At 34.2% G+C, this 25,904-nt stretch carries 4 protein-coding genes; all 4 read left to right on the forward strand.

Features of this window, described 5'->3' with window-relative positions; all coding sequences use genetic code 11:
• Window positions 1-6: 6 nt before the first annotated feature.
• The 4 genes from BLR30_RS09575 (at window position 7) to BLR30_RS09590 (ending at window position 25,886) form a co-directional block, all read left to right on the forward strand.
• Entirely contained in the window at window positions 7-10,338 is a 10,332-nt protein-coding gene (locus BLR30_RS09575; protein WP_089857575.1) for a hybrid non-ribosomal peptide synthetase/type I polyketide synthase, read from the forward strand.
• Between the two features lie 268 nt (window positions 10,339-10,606).
• The gene (locus BLR30_RS09580) at window positions 10,607-10,813 is read left to right on the forward strand and encodes a hypothetical protein (RefSeq protein WP_089857578.1); all 207 of its coding nucleotides are present in this window, start codon (window positions 10,607-10,609) and stop codon (window positions 10,811-10,813) included.
• Window positions 10,814-10,865: 52 nt separating this feature from the next.
• Entirely contained in the window at window positions 10,866-16,985 is a 6,120-nt protein-coding gene (locus BLR30_RS09585; RefSeq protein WP_089857580.1) for a non-ribosomal peptide synthetase, read from the forward strand.
• 15 nt (window positions 16,986-17,000) lie between these two features.
• Window positions 17,001-25,886 carry a hybrid non-ribosomal peptide synthetase/type I polyketide synthase gene (locus tag BLR30_RS09590; protein WP_089857581.1) on the forward strand — a complete coding sequence of 2,962 codons (8,886 nt, stop codon included), beginning with the start codon at window positions 17,001-17,003 and terminating at the stop codon, window positions 25,884-25,886.
• Window positions 25,887-25,904: the final 18 nt, after the last annotated feature.

Raw genomic sequence — 25,904 nt, forward strand, 5'->3', positions numbered from 1 at the left:
TTGGAAATGGAAAAATATACAGGATTAGAAATAGCAATAATCGGAATGGCGGGACGATTTCCGGAAGCAGATAACATTACACAATATTGGAATAATTTGCAGAACGGAAAAGACTGTATAAGCGATTTTACGGAAGAAGAAATTATTCTAGAAGGAGAGCCGGAAAGTCTTGTAAAATCTTCGGCTTACGTCAAATCCAATGCTTATATCAAAACTAAGAAATACTTTGATTCGGAATTTTTCGGATATACTCCACATGAAGCAGAGTTGATGGATCCTCAGGTAAGAATCTATCACGAATGTTGTTGGGAAGCATTGGAAGATAGTGGTTATACATTCTCTGCTAATGATAAAGTAGGAGTTTTTTCTGCTGCATCACCAAGTGTGGCATGGCAATTATTTTCTACCAAAAACAATCAGGATAATTTTGTTGACGGGTTTACGGCTTCACATTTGAGAGATGCGACTTTTCTAAGTTCCAGAATTTCATATAAATTTAATCTCAAAGGTCCGGCTATTCTTGTACATACAGCCTGTTCATCTTCATTGGTGTCTATTCATCAGGCTTGCAGCAGCCTTCTTTTGGGAGAATGTAATATTGCAGTTGCAGGAGGGGTTAATATTGTCAATTATTCAAAAAAAGGGTATCTGTATCAGGAAGGAATGATCCATTCAAAAGATGGAAGATGCAGACCTTTTGATGCAGAGTCAAGTGGAACTGTTGGTGGTGAAGGAGCCGGTGTTGTAATTTTGAAAAGGCTTAAAGATGCTATAAAAGATAGAGATAATATTTATGCTATTGTCAAAGGAAGCGCCATAAATAATGATGGAAGTAACAAAGTAGGATATACTGCACCGAGTGTAAAAGGTCAGGCTGAAGTAATCAGAAAGGCTCATAAAATGGCAAGAATTGAGCAGTCAACAATAGGATATATTGAAACCCACGGAACAGCAACTTCGTTGGGAGATTCCATTGAAGTGGAAGCTTTAAATGAAGTATTTGGAAGTTGTGCTCTTAATAGTTGTGCAATAGGTTCTGTGAAGTCTAATATAGGGCATTTGGATACAGCCGCCGGTGTCGCAGGATTTATAAAAGCTGTTTTAGCAATTAAAAATAAAAAGATACCTGCAAATTTACATTTTGAGCAGCCTAATCCAAGAGTTGACTTCAAAGGAGGTCCTTTCTATGTAAATAATAAACTGAAAGACTGGAATGGTAACGAACCATTAAGAGCAGGAGTAAGCTCATTCGGAATCGGTGGAACCAATGCTCATATTGTTTTGCAGGAAGCTCCTGAAACTGCTGTTTCTTCGGAGAGCCGTAAAGACCAGCTTTTGGTATTATCTGCCAAAACGCCCAACAGTCTTAATGAAAATATTATTCGTCTTAATGAATTTCTGAAGAATAATAAAAATATAAATCTTGCAGATGCAGCTTTTAGCCTTCAGAAAGGAAGAGAAAGATTCAAATACAGAAAGACTGTAATATGCAGCAATATAGAAGATGCTTCTGATAAATTGGCAGAAAGTCTTTCTTATAACAGTGTAGAAGCTCATGCTAAAGAAGATGTACAAAATATCATTTTTATGTTTCCTGGTCAGGGAACGCAATACAGTGATATGTGCAAAGATCTTTATCATTCTGAAAAGACTTTCAGAAATAAGGTGGATGAATGTCTTGCCATTGCTTCTCAGTATTCATCAGAAGATTTTTGTGGAATTTTATTTCCGGACGGAGCTTCTGAAAAAAATATCAATAATACTGAAGTTGCACAGCCGCTTTTATTCATTATTGAATATGCTCTTGCTCATTTACTGCAGGAATGGGGAATAAAACCGGATTACATGATTGGACACAGCATCGGAGAATATGTAGCGGCTTGTGTGAGTGGTGTTTTTACACTAAATGATGCTATAAGGCTTGTTATCAAAAGGGGAGAACTCATGGCAAAAGCCGAAAAAGGAAGCATGTTGAGCATCGAAATAGAAAGTGATAAGCTGAATTTACCTTCTGGTATTGATATAGCGGTTATTAACAGCGAAAAATCTACAGTTGTTTCAGGAACGGAACAGGATATAGAAGAGTTCAGCAATGAGCTTAGAAAAAAAGGAATTACTAATAAAAAAATTCATACATCACACGCTTTTCATTCTTATATGATGGATTCTATTTTGGACGAGTTTGAAAAAGAGTTCAGTCATATCAGTATCCAGAAATCACAGATTCCATATATTTCTAATATCACCGGAGATTTTGTGGATGATCATCAAATTTCTCAACCTTCATATTGGAGCAGACATTTAAGAAATACGGTCAATTTCTTTAAGGGAACAGAAACTCTGCTTAAAACCGGAGGAGCTTGTTTTATTGAAGTAGGTCCCGGAAGAAGTTTGAGTAATTATGTTTCTGACAGCAGTTCAATGGATGAATCTCATGTTATCATTAATATGGTAAGACATGCGAAGCAGACAATCGGTGATCAGAAATACATATTGGGAAAATTGGGAAGTCTTTGGGAGCATGGTGTGAACATCAATTGGGATCAGTTTTATTGTGGAGAAGAAAGAAATAAAGTCTCTTTGCCTACTTATGCGTTTGAGAAGTTAGAATATGTTACTGATTTTAATCTTAATAAATTACTTAATACCCAATTAAAGCAAGATAATTTTTCAGAATCATTTACTAATATCGAAGAATATATTAATGTTCCTTATTGGAAGCGTTCTGTACTGCCAAACAAAGCTGTTGAACTTTCAGAATCTTCATCTACATTTTTAGTGTTTTCAGGAGATAAAGAAAAATTCAGTGATTCAATAATTAAGAATTTACGCTCTTACGGACAAAACGTTATTGAAATACAAAAAGGTGAAGGATTTTCAGAAGTTAATCAGAATACTTTTAAACTTAATATTGGTTCTTCGGAAGAGGTCTCAGAATTATGGAAGCATTTCAGACAAAAAGAAATAATTCCAAATCAGATTATTTATTGTCTTACACTGGATGAAGAATATCAGAAAGGAATTTATGATGCAATTGATAAAAAGATCAATGACGGATATTTAGGATTGTGTAATATAGTCCAATCTATTGCGGGAAGCGGACAATCAGAAAAAATCAGCATTAGTGTAGTGGGAAATCATCTTGCTCAGGTAACACAGCAGGACGAAATAGATCCTTTAAAAGCAATGATTTATTCACCCGTACAGATTATTCCTTCGGAGATCAGCAATGTACGGTGTAAAATCATAGATCTACCATATCCTTTCCAAAATGAAAATGAAGAGGATGAATATATTTTAAAAATTGAAAATGAGGTTTTCTATGAAGTTTCCGAGTCACCATGCGTTGCCTATAGATATAATGAAAGATGGGTACAGACTTATGAACAACTTCAGAACAACCCTAAAACGAATTCTGATGTTAAAATTACTGAAAAAGGTGTTTATTTAATTATAGGCGGAACCGGAGGTATAGGATTATCTATTGCCGAAAAACTGGCGGAAGATCACTGTGCAGATATTATTCTTGTTCACAGATCAGAATTTCCGGAAAAGAAAGAGTGGAATGATCTTTTAAAATCAGAAGAAACAGATGAGGCTCTTCGAAGAAAGATTCAGAAAATTAAGAATATAGAAAATTCCGGAAGCCAGGTAAAATTATATCGTTCTGACATTACGGATGAAAAACAAGTTCAGGAACTTACACTGAAAATAAAGGATGAATATTCTTCTGTAAACGGAATTATCTGGGGTGCAGGTGAAGTGGATTACGGAGGTATCATTCTGAACAGAGCTAAAGAAGATTTTATATCCTACAGTTCTGCAAAAGTACATGGCTTACTTCTTTTAGAAAAATATTTTGATTTCAGTCAACTTGATTTCTTAGCTCTGTTTTCTTCTGTAGGAAATGCTATTTATCAGGTTAAATTCGGACAAATAGCCTATAATGCAGGAAACGAATTTCTTGAACATTATGCGTATGCAGCAAGAAAATCCGGCATCAATGCCATTACAATCAATTGGTGCGACTGGTTTGATACAGGACTGACTTATAATTCGGTAAGAAAAGCAGAAAATATTCAGGAAAGAGATCTTATAAATTCAAAAATCCATAATGGGATCTATCCAGAAAAAGGAATAGAGATTTTCTTTAAATGTCTTCAGAATAAAGGAACGGTTTACACTATTTATCCTCAAGATCTTAACAGGAATATTGATCAGCAAAGAAAGAAACTTGCCGATACTCAACAGGAAATTTTCAGTGTAACAGATTATAATCAAGAAGAGGGATTGATAAATTTGGAGGACGTGCTTGTTGATCTTTTCTCTGCTTTCTTCGGTAAAAAAGTGAACCGAGAGAACAACTTTTTTGAACTTGGAGGAGATTCTTTGAAGGCAATGAATCTGATTGCAAGAGTCAACCAGAAAATCAGCTCAAATCTTACGATTAGCGATATTTATAAGTGTCCTACTGTAAAAGAACTTACAGAAATGTTGGGAGATCTTAATCCATCTGAACAGGATAACAGAATTCCGCAAGCTCCTGTACAGAAATACTATAAGACTTCTGCAGAACAAAAAAGAATGTATTTTTTACAGGCGATTGATGAGCAGAGCACTTTATATAACGAAACGGAGGTATTAAGAATCTTTGGTAAAATAGATAAGCTTAAAGTTGAAAATATTTTCAAAAAGATCATTACCAGACATGAAAGCCTCAGAACTTCATTAACGGTTGTAGACGGAGAATTGATGCAAGAGATTCTCACCAATTTTTCTTTCAGGCTGGAAATTCTTCCATATGAAGAAAATAGGGAACATGAGACAATCCAGTCTTTTGTCAGACCCTTTGATTTACAGAATGCTCCTTTAATTCGTGTAGGATTAATAGAAAAAAATTCCGAAGAGTGTATTATGGTGATCGATTCGCATCATATTGTTCTAGATGGAGTATCAAGATTTGTTCTGAGAGAGGAGTTTAATATTCTTTATAACGGTGGAGAACCGGAACCGATGGTTTTGCAGTACAAAGACTATGCAGAATGGCAAAATACTCCTGCTCAGAGAGAGAAACTGGATAGCCAGAAAAAGTTTTGGATCAATGAATTTTCAGAAGAAGTTCATCCTCTGGAACTGCCTACAGATTTTCCAAGACCTTTTGAAAGAACGAATGAAGGAGATTTTGTAAAATTTATAATCGGAAAAGAAGATTCAGGAGCATTACGAAAAATGGCATCCGAAGTCGGTGGTACAATGTACACTGCATTATTGGCTGTACTCAATATTTTCTTAGGCAAACTTGGGAATCAGGAAGATGTTGTAATCGGGACACCTGTTTCAGGAAGACAAAATGCTGATCTGGAAAATCTTATAGGAATGTTTGTAAATACAGTTTGTTTAAGAAACTATCCTAAAGGAGAAAATACTTTCAGAGATTTTCTGTCTGAAGTAAAAGAAAAAACTTTAATAAGTCTGGAAAATCAATCCTATCAGTTTGAAGAGCTGGTAAATGATCTGAAAATAGAACGTGACGAGAGAAGAAATCCTCTTTTTGATACAATGTTTGTATATCAGAATTATGAAGAATCTAAACAGGTAACCAACGGATTAGTGATAAAACCGGAGAATTTTAAGATTAATTTTTCCAGATTTGATTTAACGTTATTGGTAATCGATGAGAATGAAGAGCTTCATTTGAGACTGATTTATTCTACAGAAATATTTAAGAGAGAAACGGCAGAAAGATTTGTCAATTATTTCAGAGAGATAATAAAGCAGATTACCGAAAACCAATCTGTAACGGTATCAGAAATTACGATAATTCCAGCGGAAGAGAAACAAAAATTACTGTTTGATTTTAATAATACTGCGGTTGAATATCACGGAGAAAAAAATGTTCTTGATCTTTTTTTAAGAAACGTAGAAAAAATTCCTGATGCTACTGCTCTTATACATGGAGACGAAGAGGTAAGTTTCTCTGAGCTGAATGAAAAAGCGGATGCTATTGCATTTAAAATAAATACAAAGCTGGAAGGTACAGATCATAAAATAGGATTGATTTTTAAACAGTCTGTAGAAATGATTGCTACCATATTGGCTGTTATTAAATCAGGAAATACTTATATTCCTTTATCTCCCGAAGATCCTGCAGAAAGGAAGAAATATATTTTGGAGGATTGTCAGGCGGATATATTGATTATTCAGGATATTCTTAAAGATGAGAACCGGGGAATAATTTCAGAAGAAAAAATCTTGGTGGTACAACCGAATGAAGAAAAGATTACAGAGCAATACCCTAAAGTTACTGTTTCTCCGGAATCTCTGCTGTATATCATTTATACATCAGGAACTACAGGAAAACCAAAAGGTGTTGAGATCAGACACAGAAATCTGGTTAATTATGCACTATGGAATATAGATTGTCACAATTTATCTTCAAATGATGTAGGTCTTCAGTTATTGTCATATCATTTTGACGGTTTCTGTCATACATTTTATGCATCACTGTTATCGGGCGCGGCAATGGTAACTTTACCAGCAGAACACCGTATGAACACTCAATACATTGCTGATTTAATCGTAAAACATGAAGTTACTTTCTTTGGTCTTCTTCCTGCTCTATATAGTATTATTTTGGACGAATTTGCTTCAAAAGATATTAAAACAGCTTTGCGTTTTGTAGTTTTAGCAGGAGAAAAAACGCCGAAAAGCCTACTTTCTAAAAGTAAAAATATCTTTCCCGAAGTACATCTGGAGAATGAGTACGGACCGACTGAAGCTACTGTGGGATGTATCCATAATCAAAATCTTTCAGAAAACAATATATCATTGATAGGGAAACCGATATCAAATACTTCGGTCTATATTCTTGGAGATCAGCAGCAGCTTCTACCTATAGGAGTAAGTGGAGAAATATGTATTTCCGGGGAAGGCGTTGCAAAAGGATATGTAAATAATCCTCTTCTTACTTCTGAAAGATTTCTAAAAAATCCATATTCTTCTCACGAAACAATGTACAGAACCGGAGATGTAGGAAAATGGCATTCAGACGGAACTATCGAAATTCTTGAAAGAATAGACGACCAGATCAAAATAAGAGGATACAGAGTAGAATTGGAAGAAATCGCCGGGGAAATAATGAATTACGGTTCTGTTGCTAAATGTGTGGTTTTACCAATATATAAAAACGGGACACCTCAACTTACAGCTTATTTTACTTCGGAAACAGAAATTAATACAGACGATCTTCAAAGCTTTCTTGCTCTGAGAATCCCTAATTATATGATTCCGGTATTTTACGTAAGAATGTATGAGTTTCCTTATACAATTAACGGGAAACTGGACAAAAGAGCATTACCGGAACCTATTGAACAGGATTTTGGTAAAGCAGAGCCTAAAACAGAAAAAGAAAGACTGATTTTAGACATTTGGCGACAAGTTTTAGTTTCTGATGAAATAGGAGTTACGGACAATTTCTTTTCTGTCGGAGGAGATTCTATCAAATCAATACAGGTAAGTTCAAGGTTAAGAGCTAAAGGATATGAAGCTTCTGTAAAAGATATTCTGAAAAGTAAAAATATCAGAGCATTGGCAGATAAATTGGATATTGTAAAAACGAAATCCGATCAGGGAGAAATAGTAGGTGAGATACCTTTAAGCCCAATTCAAAAATGGTTTTTCTCAAATACAGGACCGGAGGAAAATTATTTTAATCAATCGGTAATGATTAATTTTCCTGAAGGAATTGAAAAAGAAACGGTTGAAACGATCTTTAATGCTTTACAGGTTCATCATGATGCTTTAAGAATGACTTATAGCATAGAAAACGGAAGCTTTTCGCAAAGAGCTAACCCTGCATCTGGATTTCCTGTTTCTTTAAGAGAATTTGATTTAAAGGGAGAAGAGAATAGAGAAGAAATATTATTGACCGAAAGTGAGAAAATACAATCTTCTATTGACCTTAAAAACGGACCATTGGTAAATCTGGGCTTATTCCATATGAATAACGGAAGCAGATTACTTATTGTGATCCATCATTTGGTGATTGACGGGGTTTCATGGCGTATTTTGTTTGAAGATATTGAAACTCTTTATCAGCAGACTTTAAAAAATGAAAAATTTGTTCTACCGTTAAAAACAGATTCTTTCAAGAGCTGGATCGAAAATCTTAAAGCGTATCAACAAACTAAAAATTACAAAGAAGGTTCTCTGTATTGGGATAATATTCTGCAAAGACCTGTAAAACATATTAAAAGGGATTATCCGGAAGGAAGCAATTTATATAAAATAAAAGCGACCGAAGTTTTTAATCTTGATAAAGAAATTACATCAAAATTGCTTACAGAAGTACATTTCCCTTTCAATACGCAGATAAATGATATATTACTGACAGCTTTTCTTCTTTCTGTAGAAAAAGTATATGAACAGAATCATATATTTTTAGATCTGGAAAGCCACGGCAGACATTATTTAGGACAAAATGAAAATGTAGATCGTACAATTGGATGGTTTACAGGTTTCTATCCTGTTTTGTTGGAAAAAGAGGATGTAAGTACAGCAGCTATTATTAAAAATGTAAAAGAAACGCTCTGTAATATTCCTAATCAAGGGATTGATTATATATTGAAAAAATACTACTCGGAAGCAGAAACAGAAAGTCATTCAGAAAATACTCCTCGTATTAGTTTTAATTATTTGGGACAATTTGATGCTGAATTTGATAAAAGTTCATTTGGTATCGCGAATGAAGAGAAAGGTGAAGACATATCCGGTAATAAACGAAGAGACTATGATTGGGATATATCCGGAATTATAACAGACGGAAAACTTTCCCTGTCTATTATATATAGTAAAGAGCAATATACTCCTGAAACGATACAAAAGCTTATGTTGTCTTATCAGGAAAAGATATTTGAGATTGTAGAGTATTGCTGTAATTATCAAAAAAGAGAGCTTACTCCTTCTGATCTTTCTATTAAAAACATTTCTCAACAATATCTTTCAGACTTACAGGAGAAATATAATATTCAGGATGTCTATTCTTTGTCTCCGATGCAGGAAGGAATATTGTTTCATTCCGTTTACGAATCGGGTTCCACAAGTTATTTCGGACAAATGACTTTCGAGATTGAAAAAGAATTGGATTTTGAAAACTTTGAAGACAGTGTGAATGAACTTGTTGCAAGACATGATATATTCAGGACAGTATTTTTACATGAAGTATATGATAAGCCACTTCAGCTGTTACTGAAAAGCAGAGCTGTAAAAGTGGAGTTGAATGATGTAAGAAACGAAATGCATCATAAGAGCATTCCGGAAATTATCGAAAAGTATAAAGAGTTTGAAAAAAACAAAGGATTTGATCTTCAGTCTGATATATTGATGCGTTTCAGAATATTACAGACAAACGAAAATCATTATGCGGTTATCTGGAGCTATCATCATATACTTATGGATGGATGGTGTACAGCAGTGATATTGGATGAATTCAGGCAGATTTATTCTAAGAAAATAAGAAAACAACCTCTACAATTACCACCTGTTAATCCTTATCTGAATTATATTCAATGGTTTGAAAACAGAGACAAAGCAGATTCTGAAATCTATTGGAAAGAAAAGCTAAGTGATTATACTCATGCTGTTTCCATGCCTAAAAAAGATCTTTTTGAAAACGAAAAGCAGGAATATATATATGATTACCAAAGTTCTGTAATAAGCTCGGAAGATGCCGAAATATTAAATGAAATGGCATCTCAGTACGGCGTTACGCTGAATACAATCATACAGTTTACATGGGGAATGCTTCTTGCCAAATATAACGGAACGGATGATGTAGTTTTTGGAACAGTGGTATCCGGAAGACCTTCTGATATTCAGGGTATTGAAAGTATGATAGGATTGTTTATTAATACGATACCTGTAAGAATTAAATATTCTTCAGAAGATAATCTGGAAAATATTCTGCAAAAGATCCAGGCAGATGCTATTGAGACAAACGACCATCAGTATCATCCGTTATCTGAAATTCAGGTTTTAAGTCCGTTGGGAAGAAATTTACTTGATCATATTGTGATAGTAGAAAATTATCCGGTATTGGATGAATCTGATATTTCTGAGAATGCATTGAATTGCAGACATGATTTTCCTGTTAAAAATGTTGAAATGTATGTGGAATCCAACTATGATTTGATGTTGGTAGTATCACCTCACAAAGAGATTGAAGTAAAGCTGGAGTATAATTCCAGGGTGTATGATCCTGAAACTATTGAGACTATTCTAGTGCATTTTAATCAGATTATTCAGCAGGTCGTACTACAAAATGTAAGACAAACGGTATAAACTAATAATATCCCGGAAATTCTCCGGCACATTTTACAAAATCATAATAAATATTGAAGATCTAAGAATTCTAAAAACAGGAACGGCTTAAATAGATTCGTAATTTATCTCTATTGTAAATAATATTAAATATTAATAGGTTCCTTTTTCCATTATAAATCAGCAAACTACACAAAAGTGTAGTTTGCTGATTTATAATGGTATACTACAATTTAGGGTAGCGTAAAAGATAATCTTGGCGAGTAGTTTTGTATAAAAATAATCCGAGATGAGAATCACACAAAATTATTTACAACAACTGGAGCTAAACCAACTTTTGGAGTTTGCAAACTCACAAACTCACAAAGAGATTGAAGTAAAGCTGGAGTATAATTCCGGTATGTATGATACTGAAACTATTGAGACTATTCTAATGCATTTTAATGAGATTACTCAGCAGGTCGTACTACAAAATGTAAAACAGCAAACTGTATAAACTAATAATATCCGGGAAATTTCCCGGTACATTTTACAAAAACATAATAAATATGGAAGAACCTAAGAATTCTAAAGTTGATATTAAAGATCAATTTTTCAATATTGATTTATTATCAGGCGCAGAAAAAAATAAATACTTATACGAATTTAATGATACAGCATGCGATTATCCTAAGGATAAAACTATAATAGAGCTTTTTCAAAAGCAGGTTATAGAAAATCCGGATAATATTGCTTATCAGTCGGATTCCTTTTCCGTTACCTACAAGGAACTGGATGAAAAGTCGAATCAGTTTGCATTATTCATTACTGATAAATACAATGTAAAACAAGGAGATATTGTAGGAATACTTCTTGATCGTGAAGAATATCTTATACCTGTTATTTTAGGAATTCTAAAAATAGGAGGTGCTTATTTACCTATCGATACCATATATCCTTTAGACAGAATTATAGATATCGTTGAAGACTCACAAATGAAACTTCTTGTTTCAAGAGGAGTACAGAGCGTAACTGAAAAAGTACAGTGCAGCTATGTAGATCTTAATCAATCAGAAAAAGATATTGAAGATCAATCAGGAGCTTTTGTAATACAGCAACCAGATAGTGATAATTTGGCTTATGTTATTTACACATCAGGTTCCACAGGAAAACCGAAAGGGGTAATGATCCGTCATTATAATCTGATCAATTATATTTTCTGGGCAATCAGACAATATGCAGAGAATGGCAAAATAATAATGCCTTTATACTCTTCTATTTCTTTTGACCTTACTATTACTTCCATTTTTGTTCCGCTTTTATCTGGGAATAAGATTGTTTTATACAAAGAAAATGATGATGTATTACCTATTGAAAAAGTAATACAGGACAACCTTTGTGATACCATAAAACTTACTCCTTCACATCTTACGATCCTTAAAGACAGCGAAATACTGAGAGAAAATATTTTGTCGGGAACAAATATTAAGAGCTTTATTGTAGGTGGTGAAAATTTCCCTTCAGCTCTTGCAAAATCAATTCATGATCTATTTGGAGGTAACATCAAAATATACAACGAATATGGACCCACTGAAGTTACTGTAGGATGTATGATTTATACATTCAATCCAGAGGACGGCAGTTCTTCCGTACCTGTAGGTGTGCCGATAAGCAATACGCAGATTTATCTGCTGGATGAGTTTCTTAAACCTGTTCCGAAAGGAGTGTTGGGAGAGCTTTATTTATCTGGTGACAGTTTAGGATTAGGATACCTTAATAATGAAATCCTTACTAATAATGCATTTGTTTCCAATCCTTTTATTGAAGGTAAGAAAATGTATAAAACAGGAGATTTCGCTAAACGTAATAACGATGGAAATCTGGTGTATGCGGGAAGAAAAGACGAACAGGTGAAAATCAATTCGTTCCGTATAGAACTTGGAGATATAGAAGCCAAAGTTTTGCAGCATGAAAATATTATTGAATGTATTGCAACTGTATATGAAAAGAATGATGACAAACATTTGACAGTATATTACAGATCAGACAATACAATAGAACCATCAGAAATAAAATCATTCTTATCAGGCAGACTTCCGAAATATATGATTCCTGCATTTTTCGTGAGAGTGGAAACAATGCCATTAACATCAAACGGAAAGATTGATAAAAAGAAATTACCTGATCCGATCATGAATGCTGATGAAAGCTATGTAAAACCAACAACTCTAACCGAAGAAAAGTTATTGGAAGTATGGGCTGAAGTTTTAAATACGGATCATGATAAAATCAGTACAACAGCAGATTTTATGGATATGGGAGGGCATTCTATAAAGATTATGCATATGCTTAACAAAGTTTTCAGAGAATTCAATGTTAAGATTTCAATCCATACTGCTTTTGATTATCTTACCATCAAAAAGCTTGCGGCTTACATCGATACTCTGAAAAAAGATAATGTCTTTGTTGCTATTAAACAGGCTGATCATAAAGATCACTATTCACTTTCTTCATTACAAAACAGAATGTACTTTCTGCATGAATTTAATCCGGATTTGCTTATTTATAACCTTCCTAAAGTCTTAAAAATAAAAGGTAAAGTAGATATGGACAGAATGCAGTCTGCAATTTCTCTCCTTATACAACGACACGAGTCTTTACGCACATCTTTTCATTTAGTTAATCAAAGTCCGGTACAAAAAATTACTGATGAAGTAGATTATAAAATAGAAAGATTCCGTTCTTACGAATCTGATGCGAAAGATATTGTAAACAATTTCATTCGTACTTTTGATTTATCTGTTGCTCCTTTAACGAGAGCCGGTATTATTGAAATGGAAAATGATGAATATATTCTAATCTTCGATCAGCACCATATTATAACAGACGGAGTTTCGGAAAGTATTTTGATAAAAGAATTCCTTTCTTTATATGCAGGAGAAGAATTGTTACCTGTTAAATTACAATATAGAGATTATGTAGAATGGCAATATTCCGAAGCTCAACAACAGGAACTTAGCAGACAAAAAGACTTTTGGATTTCAGAATTTAAAAATGAAATATCAACGCTTGATCTTCCTTCAGACTATCCAAGACCGTTGATTAATGCACAGGAAGGAGCTGCCGTTGAGTTTGAAATAAATGGTGCAGTAACATCTGATTTACGCCAGCTAGCCAAAAAAGAAGGTGCTACATTATACATGGTAATGTTGTCAGTATTTAATATTCTTTTATCTAAATTAAGCAATGAGGAAGATATCGTTGTAGGAACTCCGGTTGCTGGAAGACAGCATGTGGATCTGGAGAATGTGATAGGAGCATTTGTAAATGTTTTGCCTGTGAGAAATTTTCCTGAAAGCAAGCTGAAATTCAACGAATTTTTACAGAATACAAAATCAAAAACTCTTGGAGTTTTCAATAATCAGGATTATCCTTATGAGCAGTTAATTGACGATCTTGAAGTAGTGAGAGATACAAGTCATAATGCGCTTTTCGATGTTATGTTTGCTTATCAGAATTTTGATAATGTACAATTTGAGATTCCGGGATTACAGATTACAGGATATCCTTTAGAAACGAAAGTATCAAGGCTGGATTTGAGTTTACAAATATTTGAAAATGGAGATAAGCTTCAGTTACAGTTTGAATATTCTACTTTATTATTTAAAAAAGAGACAGTAGACAGATTCATTTCTTATTTTAATAAGATCATTTCAAGCATTCTTGAAAATAAATATATCAGACTTGCAGACATTGAAATTATTTCACAGGATGAAAAAAATATGTTGTTGGAAAAATTTAATGCAACTTCCGGAGACTATCCTAAAAATGCGACAATTGTAAGCTTATTTGAACAACAGGTTCAAAAATCACCTGAAAAAGTCGCGATCGTATATGAAGGGACAGCTTTAACTTATCACGAGCTTAATAATAAAGCTAATCAGCTGGCTCATTTACTTAAGAACAAATACAATGTAAAAACTGGTGATGTTGTAGGAGTTATTGCAGAACGCTCGGAAAAATTAATCTTTGCTTTACTGGGAATACTTAAATCAGGAGCTGCTTATTTGCCTATAGATCCTGCTTATCCTAAAGAAAGAACATCTTTCATTTTGGAAGAAAGCAATGCAGATATTGTAATTGTTGATATCTCTGAAAATGTCCAGTTTGAAGGTACTGTTATAAAATTTAATGATGCAGAAAACGAAGAAATATCTAATCTTGTTTCTGCCCCTCAATCAGATGATCTTTGTTACATGATCTATACTTCGGGTTCTACAGGTATGCCGAAAGGAGTAAAAATATCCCATCAGAATGTGGTGAACTTTATGTACGGAATGAATCAGAATTTAACTGCAACTGAAAATGATTGTATGCTTGCTGTAACGAGTACTTCATTTGATATTTCGGTTTTAGAAATTTTCTGGACTCTTTGCAATGGTATCGAAGTAGTGTTGCATCCCGGAGATATTGCTTTGACGGGACTAGACAGGTATCTTGTAGATGAAGATCAGTCTGTAGATTTCAGTTTATTTTTCTTCTCGAGTTATAACAACAGAGAAAATAATAAATACGATCTGTTGCTGGAGTCGGTAAAATATGCAGATCAGGCAGGATTCAACGCAGTCTGGACACCTGAAAGACATTTCCATGAATTTGGAGGACTGTATCCTAATCCGTCAGTAATGAGTTCTGCTTTGGCTATGATAACCAAACAGATCGAACTAAGAAGCGGAAGTATAGTGTCTCCTTTACATGATCCTATAAGAATAGTAGAAGAATGGTCTGTTGTAGATAATTTATCCAACGGGCGTGTTGGATTATCATTTGCTTCAGGTTGGAATGCTAATGACTTCACTCTGAATCCAGGCTTATTTTCCGATCGACATTCAATAATGTACAGTCAGATTGATGTCATGAAAAAGCTCTGGAGGGGAGAACCTGTAAAAAGAAAGAATGGACTTGGAGAAGAAATAGACGTTAAAGTTTATCCAAGACCTGTACAAGAAGAAATGCCTGTATGGATCACATCCAGCGGTAACGAGGAAACCTTCAGAAGTGCCGGTGAAATTGGCGCGAATCTGCTTACTCACCTTCTTGGTCAGAGTATTGAACAACTTAAAGATAAAATTCAGATATACAAAGATGCGAGAGAGCTAAACGGGCACGGAAGAAATTCTGGTAAAATTGCAATAATGCTGCATGCATTTATTGGTGAAGATATCGATGAGGTTGAGAGAATAGTGGAGGAGCCTTTTACAGAATATTTAAAATCTTCAGTAGGAATTAACAGAATCTTAATGGAAGAGGCAGGTCTTAGCGTTGAGGATATGGATGGAGATATGATGAAAGTTTTGCTCAAGAATGCCTTTAAGAGATATTACAATACAAGTTCACTAATCGGAACTAAGAACAAATGTCGGGAAATGGTACTCCAATTAAAGGAAATAGGGGTGGATGAAATCGCTTGTTTAATAGATTTCGGAGTTGAAAAAGACAAAGTTTTAGAAAGTCTTGAATATATTAAAGATTTAAAACAGTTATTTAATAATCAGAGCCATAAAAATCATAGACCAATCACTATGATGCAGTCTACACCTTCATTTATTAAAATGTCGGTAGAGAGTACAGGGTCAGCTAATTTCCTAAAATCCCTGAATACATTATTACTTGGAGGCGAAGGATTGCCATATTCACTTCTGGAAACTTTAAGAGAAAACACTTCTGCTAATATTTATAATATGTACGGACCAACAGAAACAACAATATGGTCTGCAATGCATAAAATCAGCAATGAAGATACTGTGGTAAGTATAGGAAAGCCAATACTGAATACACAAATCCTTATTTTAGATAAAGACATGAAATTGGTTCCTGTGGGAGTAAAAGGTCATTTATTCATAGGTGGAGACGGAGTTTCAAAAGGATATTGGAAACGCGAAAGTCTGACCGGCGAAAGATTTGTTGATAATCCTTACAATCCCAGAAATAAAATATACAACACCGGTGATATTGCAAAATTTAATGAAGATGGGACAATAAAACTTATAGGTCGAGAAGATAATCAGGTAAAAATAAGAGGACATCGTATAGAATTAGGAGACATAGAAAGCTGCCTCAACAGCCATACAGATATTAAGCAATCTGTTGTTATTGTAAACGGAGAATACGAAAACAAATCTTTAGCGGCTTACTACGTGTCGGATAAAAATATAGATTCGACATTACTAAGGGATAAACTTCTTGAAAGTCTTCCCGCTTACATGTTGCCTGCTTATTTTATAAAGCTAGAAAGTCTTCCGCTTACTCCAAATGGTAAAATAGACAGAAAAAAATTACCAAATCCGGCAACAGTAATTCAGGATAGCTATGTAGCTCCGTCCAATGATACAGAAGAAATTTTGGTTTCTATCTGGTCCGAGGTTCTAGAACTCAATAAAGAGCTTATCAGTGTTAATAAAAGCTTTTTTGAATTAGGAGGAAATTCGCTCAAGATTTTAAAGTTGAATGCCTTAATGAATGAAAGACTGAATTGGAATGTTTCGATACCAGAAATTTTCCGTTACCCATCAATTGCATCACTAATTGATCACAAAACCAACTCAAATAATAGTACAGAAGAATACAAAGCAGCTGCAGATATTGAAATCTCAGAAATGCAGGACATGTTTAACATCTTAGAACATTAATAACCATTTATATTTATGCATAATTACAGCGGTATCGAAGTTGCCATTATAGGAATGGCAGGACAATTTCCCGGAGCAAACAATATCAATGAATTTTGGGACAACCTTAAAAACGGCGTTGAATCTATTAAATTTTTTGAAGATGAGGAATTGCTCGCTGAAGGTGAAGACAAAAATACGATCAAAAATCCGAACTATGTAAAAGCGAATGCTTTTCTCAGCGATAAAGAATATTTTGACGGAGCATTTTTCGGATATACACCGGCAGAAGTAAAATTAATGGATCCTCAGATAAGACTGTTTCACGAGAATTGCTGGAAAGCTCTGGAAGATGCAGGATATATTAATACAGGTAACCAAAAGATAGGCCTGTTTGCAGGAGCTTCATCTAATGTGAACTGGCTTAATTATTCCATGTTTACAAATCTTGATAATGAAGTCGATCATTTCAGTGCTTTCAGGCTTAGAGACGCTACTTTCATGTGTTCAAGAGTTTCTTATCTGATGAATTTGCAGGGACCTTCCATCTATGTAAATACAGCTTGTTCTACTTCTCTTGTTGCCGTACAAAGAGCTTGTATGAGCTTATTATTGAGAGAATGTAAAATAGCTCTTGCAGGAGGAATAACAATTAAAAATTATTCTAAAAAAGGATATGTATATGAAGAAGGAATGATAGATTCCAGAGACGGACACTGCAGAGCATTTGATAGTGAAGCTGATGGAACAGTAGGAGGTGAAGGCGTCGGGATTGTAGTCCTTAAAAGACTTGCTGATGCAATTGAAGACGGAGATCATATCTATGCAGTAATCAGAGGAAGCGGGGTTAATAATGACGGTTCTCAGAAAATAGCATACAGCGCGCCAAGTGTTGATGGACAATCACAAGCTATCTTAAAGGCTTTGAGTATGGCAAAAGTACCGGCTGAAAGTATCAGTTATGTTGAAGCTCACGGGACAGCTACCAAATTGGGAGATCCGATTGAAATAGAAGGTCTGAATAATTCTTTTGGTCTTAGCGAAAAAAAATATTGTGCAATAGGATCCGTAAAAACGAATATTGGACATCTTGATATCGCAAGTGGAGTAGCCGGACTTATAAAAACAGCCATGAGCCTTGAAAACAGACAGATTCCTGCAAGCTTAAACTTTAAAAGTCATAATCCGAAGATCAATTTTACCGAAAGTCCATTCTATGTAAATACAGAACTGACAGAGTGGAAAAACGATCAATATCCTTTACGAGCAGGTGTAAGTTCTTTTGGAATTGGTGGAACAAATGCCCATGTTATTTTGGAGGAAGCTCCTTCACCTAAAATATCTTCACGGAGTAGAGAGCATCAGCTTCTTGTTTTTTCTGCTAAAACGAAAGCATCACTGGAAAGAAGTTTAAATGAATTTAAAACATATTTTAAAACAAATCCGAAAGCAAAATTAGCAGACGTAGCTCATACATTACAATTTGGCAGAGTACCAATGAATTACAGGATTTCTGTTGCCGCTAAAGATTTTGAAGATGCTGTGGAAATGCTGGATGCCGTGAAAGTTAAAGATCGCGGAATTTTAGAAAATCAGAAACAGACGATAGCTTTTATGTTTCCGGGTTATGGATCTCAATATGCAGGAATGTGTAAAGATTTATACGCATCAGAAGCTGCATTTAAAAAATCTGTAGATGAATGTATAGCTATTGTTAAAAATAAATTCAATAAAGATTTAAGTCCGTTTCTTCTTGCGGATGAAGGTTCTGAATGGGCAGGAAAAATTAATGAGATCGAATTTTCTCAGCCTATGCTTTTTGTTATTGAGTATGCACTTGCCCAAACTCTTATCCAATGGGGAATAAAACCTGATATTGTGGGAGGCCACAGCACAGGGAAATATGTGGCAGCATGTATCAGCAATGTATTTTCTCTGGAAGATGCTTTAATGCTTATTGTAAAAAGAGCAGAACTGATGCAGAAGGTGTCAAAAGGCAGTATGCTTAGTGTTTCCATATCAGAACAAGAATTATTACCGTTATTAAAAGATTTTAACGACATTTCTCTTGCCGCAGTAAACAGTTCAGAGCTTTGTGTCGTTTCCGGAAAAGACGAAGATGTTGAAAATTTCTCGCATTTCCTTGAACAGAAAGGATATATGTGCAAACCACTTGCAGCATCTCATGCATACCATTCTTATATGATGGATGAAATACTTGAAGAGTTTGAAGCTGTTATCAAAAAAATTAAAATTTCTCCGCAACAAATTCCATTTTTATCGAATCTTTCCGGAGGATTGGCTACAGATGATGAAATAGCACAACCTGAATATTGGGTAAAACATATCAGAGAAACAGTACGATTTTCTGATAATGTAGAAGAAATTTTAAAAAATAAAAAAGCGGTTATCTTAGAAGTAGGACCAGGAAAAGTACTCACTTCACTTGTAAACAGTAACAAGTTTAAAAATGACGGACATACAGTAATCAATCTTGTAAGACATCCCAATGAGGAGATCGACGATCAGAAGAATTTAATTTCTGCATTAGGAAAAATGTGGGAACAAGGAGTTGATATTGACTGGAAAAATCTGTATAATCCGGATGAAACACGTCTAAAAGTATCTCTTCCTACTTATTCATTTGATAAAGTATCTTATCCAGTAAATGTAGATGCATTCAAGATGATATTAAATCACTCTGTACATACAATAGGAGATTCCTCTTCGTGGTATTATGCATCTTCATGGAAGAAGGTTTCTCTTTTGAAAAAAGAATATACTCATGACGAGCATACTCTTATATTTTCTGACAATTCAGGAGTAGGAGAACTTTTATTCCAAAAACTGACTATGGAAGGCGAAAAAGTAACCATGGTAAAGAAAAGTGATAAGTATAGTCAGGATAAGCAGGAACTGTATCACATTGATCCTGAAAATGAAGATCATTATCAGCAGCTTTTTAATGATCTTACAGGTGAAGGTAAAAAGGCTACCCAAATAATTTACGCTTGGCCGGTTGCAAAAACTGAAAGCCAAAATCAGGATACTGCAGATAAGGAATTTTATCACTTGGTAAATGTGGCAAAGTATATCAAAAATACTGTTCACGCCGAAAATAAAAAACTGGTTCTTATTACAAATGATCTTCACAGTATCACAGGTTATGAATCTCTGGAAATTAAAAAATCTGCTCAATTAGGTTTATTGAAAGTGATCTCTCAGGAATGTATTGGTTTTTCGACCTCACATATTGATATCTCTTTACATCATATGCTTAATGAATCGGATATTCAGTGTCTTACCGATGAAATTAAATATATACAGACAGGGAAAACAGTTTCATTAAGGAATTCAAACAGATGGGAACAGATTTTTGACCGTCATAAAATAGAAGAAACTACAGAACAAAAAGCTTTCAGAGAAGGCGGAGTTTATATGATCTCCGGAGGATTGGGGAATCTTGGTTATAATCTTTCAGAATATCTTATTAAAAATTATAACGCAAAAGTAATTTTGCTGGGACGCAGCATTTTGCCTCAAAGAGATCAGTGGGACAGTGAAAAAAATAATCTGGCTGTGAACAGAATGCTTAATCTGGAATCATTAGGAGATGTATTTTATTATGACTGCAATATTGCTAATGAAAATTCTCTTAAAGAAACGGTTCATAAAGCAGAAGAAAAATTTGGAACTATAAACGGAATAATCCATGCTGCAGGTATTGTAAGTGAGAGTTCGATTAATATGTTTGATTTGCTTAGCAAAGACGGTTACCAAGAACATTTCGATGCAAAAATTAAAGGTATTGTTAATCTTGATATTGCTTTCAAAGATAAACCATTGGATTTTTGCTTTATCGTATCCTCTTTATCGTCAATACTCGGAGGACTTGGATTTGGAGGTTACGCTTCTGCCAATACTTTCATAGATTATTTTGTAAGTGAAAAAAGAAACGTAAAAGATCCGAGAAACTGGATATGTGTAAATTTTGAAGCATTGGATTTTGCTGAAATTCCTGAAGATCCTAATAATCTTAATATTTCTGAGATATTCGAAGTTGTAGAACAGTCTCTGGTAATGAGCGAGCTTTCACCAATTGTTATTTCTAAAAGAGATTTGCAACTGAGAATTGATGAATGGGTTACTAGAAATGGTAATAATACGAAGGAAAATGATGCTTCAGATCATAATGCTTTATACGAGAGTTTAGCGATTGCAGGAGGTGATATATCAAATGCTATTGAGTTTACAATGAGAACTTTATGGGAAGACTTCTTCGGGAAATCTGTAGAGCCGGAAGATGATTTCTTTGAAATTGGAGGAGATTCTTTAAAGGCATTAACTGTCATCAGAAAGATTCTTGCTGTTTTCAGTATAGAAATTTCAATTAAGGAGTTTTTTGATAACAGTACCTTAGAAAAAGTAAGCAAGCTGATTTTAAATAGAAAAGAACAAGGCATTGCAGAAATCAAATCTATGCCAATTCCTAAAGCGGAAGCGAAAGAATATTATCCGTTGAGTTCTGTGCAAAAAAGATCTTACTTTATCCATGAGTTTTCAAAAACTTCTTTAGCCTACAACTTACCAAGAATTGTAAAGCTGAAAGGAAAAATAGATATCAATCACATTACAGATATATTCAGACAGTTATTTGACCGTCATGAAAGTTTACGTACCTATTTTGTTCAGGAGAATGGTGTTCCTGTACAGAAAATACAAGACAGTGTTTCCTTCGGAATTTCAATCTACAAAGCAGAAGAAAATAATGAATCTGATATTATTAATGAATTTATAGCACCTTTTAAACTGGATAGTTGTCCTTTGATGAGGGTAGGAATTATAGAGCTTGGTCCTGAAGAGCATATGCTTATGGTTGATAATCATCATATCATTTCAGACGCTATTTCGCAGGGAATTCTGATATATGATTTCATGAGATTATACAATAATGAAACATTACCGGAACTTAAAATACAGTACAAAGATTATGTAGAATGGCAGCTTAGTGAAGAGCGTATGCAGAAAATAATCGAGCAGAAATATTTCTGGAATGATCAGTTTTCCGATGAGTTTTCGTATCTGGAACTGCCGACTGATTTTGCAAGACCATTGGTATCCAGTTACACAGGAGAAGCTATAAATATAGAACTTACTTCTCAGGAAACGAAAGGATTGAAAAAACTTGCCGAAAAAGAAAAAGTTACCAATTATATGTTGCTTTTATCTGTTTTCAACATTTTCATGAGTAAACTTTCCAATCAGGAAGATATTATCGTGGGTTCACCGGTTGCAGGAAGACAACATTCTGATCTGGATAATGTTATAGGGGATTTTGTGAATGTTTTACCTATTAGAAATTTCCCGAAAGGAAACTTGAAGTTCAGCGAGTTTTTATCAGAAGTGAAAACAAATGCAATTGCATGTTTTGATAATCAGGAATATCCTTTTGAAGAACTTGTAGATGATCTTAATGTAAAAAGATCAACAAATAGAAATCCTTTATTTGATGTCTTCTTCGAATATCAGACTATTTCGGAAGATACAGAGTTGAAAATTCCGGGATTGGAATTAGCCAACTTTAATAATTTCGAAGAAAAAGCACTTACCGTTTCGAAATTTGATATGATGTTTTCTGCGGTGGAAAGCAGTGATGGAAGCGAGCTTTATTTAAGACTGGAATATTCTTATGATCTTTTCAAAAGAGAAACAATAGAAAGATTTATCGGGTATTACAAGAAAATTGTAAATGCAGTAGTTAATAACCCTGAAATTTTAATTTCAGATATTATTCTCCATGAGCAGGAAGATCAGGAATGGATTTATAACGAAAATAAAACTTCCACAGCCGAAAGTAAAGAAACAATTGTAGAACTTTTTGAAAACCAGTTTATCAGAACTCCAGAGCAAATTGCAATACAGGATGATTCAAAGGTTTTAAGCTTTGAAGATCTTAAAAAAGCATCAGATCGCATTGCAGCTTATCTTACTGAAGTAAAAGGTATCAAACCGGGCGATCTTGTAGGAGTAATGTTAGACAGAAATATTGATCTTGTTCCCACTATTTTAGGAGTTTTAAAAACAGGAGCTGCATTCGTTCCGATAGATATAAAATCTCCGGCAGAAAGAGTGAACAGCATTGCTGCTGAGTCAGAGCTTAAGCTACTGATAACAATGAGCAAATATATAGACTCAGTAACAGTTCATACTCTTAAACTTGATGAAGAAGCAAATCTTATTAAAGAATATAAGTCAATTCCTTATAAACCGGATTCTATAGATCATCAATCAATAGCATACGTCCTATTTACGTCCGGATCTACCGGAAAACCGAAAGGGGTTATGATAGAACATCATTCTTTGGTTAATTATATCAAATTTGCAGAATCGCAATATGTGAATGGGCTTAAATCTACTTTCCCTCTGTTTACATCTATCTCTTTTGATTTGACTATCACTTCAATTTTTACACCTCTCGTGACGGGTAATACAATTGTGATGTTCCCTGAAGACGAAAATGAATCGCTTGTAGAAAAGGTATTTCAAAATAATGAAATAGATGTAATCAAGCTTACTCCTTCTCACTTAAAAATAGTAAAGGAAATTAATTTTGATAATTCAAACGATTCAAGAAGAATTATTGTAGGAGGAGAAGATCTGGAAACAAGACTTGCACAGGAAATCTTCAATAAATTTGAAGGAAGTATTGAAATCTATAATGAATATGGCCCTACAGAAGCAACAGTGGGATGTATGATTTGTAGATTCAGACCGGAAGAAGATTTCCATAGTGTTCCGATAGGAGTTCCTGTTGATAATACGCAGATATATCTGTTGGATGGTTCTTTAAAACCTGTTCCTGTGGGAGTAAAAGGAGAATTATACGTTGCAGGAGCCGGAATAGCAAGAGGATATTTAAATAATGAAGAGCTTACGCAAGAGAAATTTCTTGAAAATCCTTTTATAAAAGGACAGAAAATGTACAAAACAGGAGATCTTGCAGTGCGTTTGGCGGATGGTAATATTCTTTTTAAAGGAAGAATAGATGATCAGATCAAGATCAGAGGTTACAGAATAGAGCTTGGTGAAATTGAAAATAAAATGTTCGGTTTTCAAGGTATCAAAGAAGCGGTGGTAATGGCAAAAGAAACAGACAATGACAAATCTTTGGTAGCATACTATGTATCAGATGTTGAAATAAATGATGAAAATCTTAAGAATTATCTTCTGACAGTTTTACCTGATTATATGATTCCTGTGAATTATATCGCATTAGATAAATTACCACTTACCAAAAACGGAAAACTTGATAAAAAGGCATTACCTGATGTTGATGTAGAATCTGCGTATAAAGCTCCGTCCAATGAACTGGAATATATGCTGGTGGATATTTTTGCCAATATTCTGAAATTGGAAAAAGATACGATAAGTACTACCAAAAGCTTCTTTGAATTAGGAGGAAATTCTATTAAAGTGATTTTGCTTATCAGCAACATTAAAAAAGTTAAGGATATAAAACTTACCTTAAAGAATGTTTTTGATCATCCTTCGGTTGAAGAGATTGCCAAAATTATAGAACAATCAAAACAAGAGAATATTACAAGTATTCCGAAAGTTGAAAAAAGAGATTTTTATCCGTCTTCTTCGGCTCAGGAGAGAATGTATTATCAACAATCATTAGATCCCGATAATCTGGCATGGAATATTTCAACAGCATTACAGATTAATAATGAGGCAGATATACCGAAACTTTCAGATGCTTTACAGAAACTTATCGACAGACATGAAGCTTTAAGAACAAGTTTTAGTCTCTCAGAAGATGGAGTTGTACAAAAAATAAATAGCAGTGTATCCTTAAAGCTTGATGTTATTAAAGAAAATGACTTTATCAGCCAATCAGATGCATTCATTGATTTCGTACGTCCGTTCAGTCTTTCCGAAGAAAGTCTTTTACGATGCGCATTATTCATTACTAAAGAAGGAGGAAATATACTCTTTATAGATGTACATCATATTATTTGTGACGGGATTTCTTTAGACATTCTTATTAAAGATTTTAAAGCTTTATACGAAGATCAGGAACTGAAACCTCTGGATTTACGATATATTGATTTTGCTGTGTGGCAGAGAAATGTTAATGGGCAAATGGAGAAACATAAAGATTACTGGAAGAAAAAATTATCCGGGCAATTACCAAGACTGGAGCTTCCGACATTGCAGGACAGAGAAAATGTTGAGGTATTTACAGTTTCTACAAGCGTATTGGAAATAAAAGGTGAGCTTTATGAAAATATCAAAAGATTTACTAGTGATACTAAAGTTTCCAACTTCATGTTTTTACTGTCTGTTTACTATTTACTTCTGTCAAAAACTTCTCAGAATCCGGATGTTATCATAGGAACAGATGCCATCGGAAGAACGCACCCTGAACTCAATAATCTGGTAGGAACTTTTGTAAATATTCTGCCTTTGAGAATTCATGTAGATTCTGACACTTCATATCTGGATTTTCTGTCTAAGGTGAAAGAGTGTGTCTTAGGAGCGTTTGATCATCAGGATTTCCAGTTTGATCAAATGGTAGCTTTAATTGATGAGACACAGAAAACTTTAAGAAATCCTATCGTAGATGTACACTTTGCCGTTTCTGATACGGTAGATGGAGAAGAAGAACTTAATGCTTTACATCTTACTCCTATCCTTATTCAGAAAGAAGTCAGAACCTCACCATATGAATTTAAAATTGAGGCTAATGAAAATAACTCCCAGATGAATATTGTTTTCATTTACAGTGATGATCTGTATGACGAAAATATAATCAATATACTGAAGAATTATTTTTACAATATTCTAAATTCTGTCCTTCAGGATGTTTCTGTACAAATAGAAAATATTGAACTGGACTCTTGTAGCATTCTCAGCTAAATCTTAGAGTAATCTACT

Origin of the sequence: Chryseobacterium taeanense (genome assembly GCF_900099685.1) — a bacterium.
GTDB lineage: Bacteria > Bacteroidota > Bacteroidia > Flavobacteriales > Weeksellaceae > Chryseobacterium > Chryseobacterium taeanense.

Bases quoted from the DNA above. Each gene is read 5' to 3' on its own strand.
- BLR30_RS09575 (WP_089857575.1), top strand. From the start codon at position 7: ATGGAAAAATATACAGGATTAGAAATAGCAATAATCGGAATGGCGGGA.
- BLR30_RS09580 (WP_089857578.1), top strand. From the start codon at position 10,607: ATGAGAATCACACAAAATTATTTACAACAACTGGAGCTAAACCAACTT.
- BLR30_RS09585 (WP_089857580.1), top strand. From the start codon at position 10,866: ATGGAAGAACCTAAGAATTCTAAAGTTGATATTAAAGATCAATTTTTC.
- BLR30_RS09590 (WP_089857581.1), top strand. From the start codon at position 17,001: ATGCATAATTACAGCGGTATCGAAGTTGCCATTATAGGAATGGCAGGA.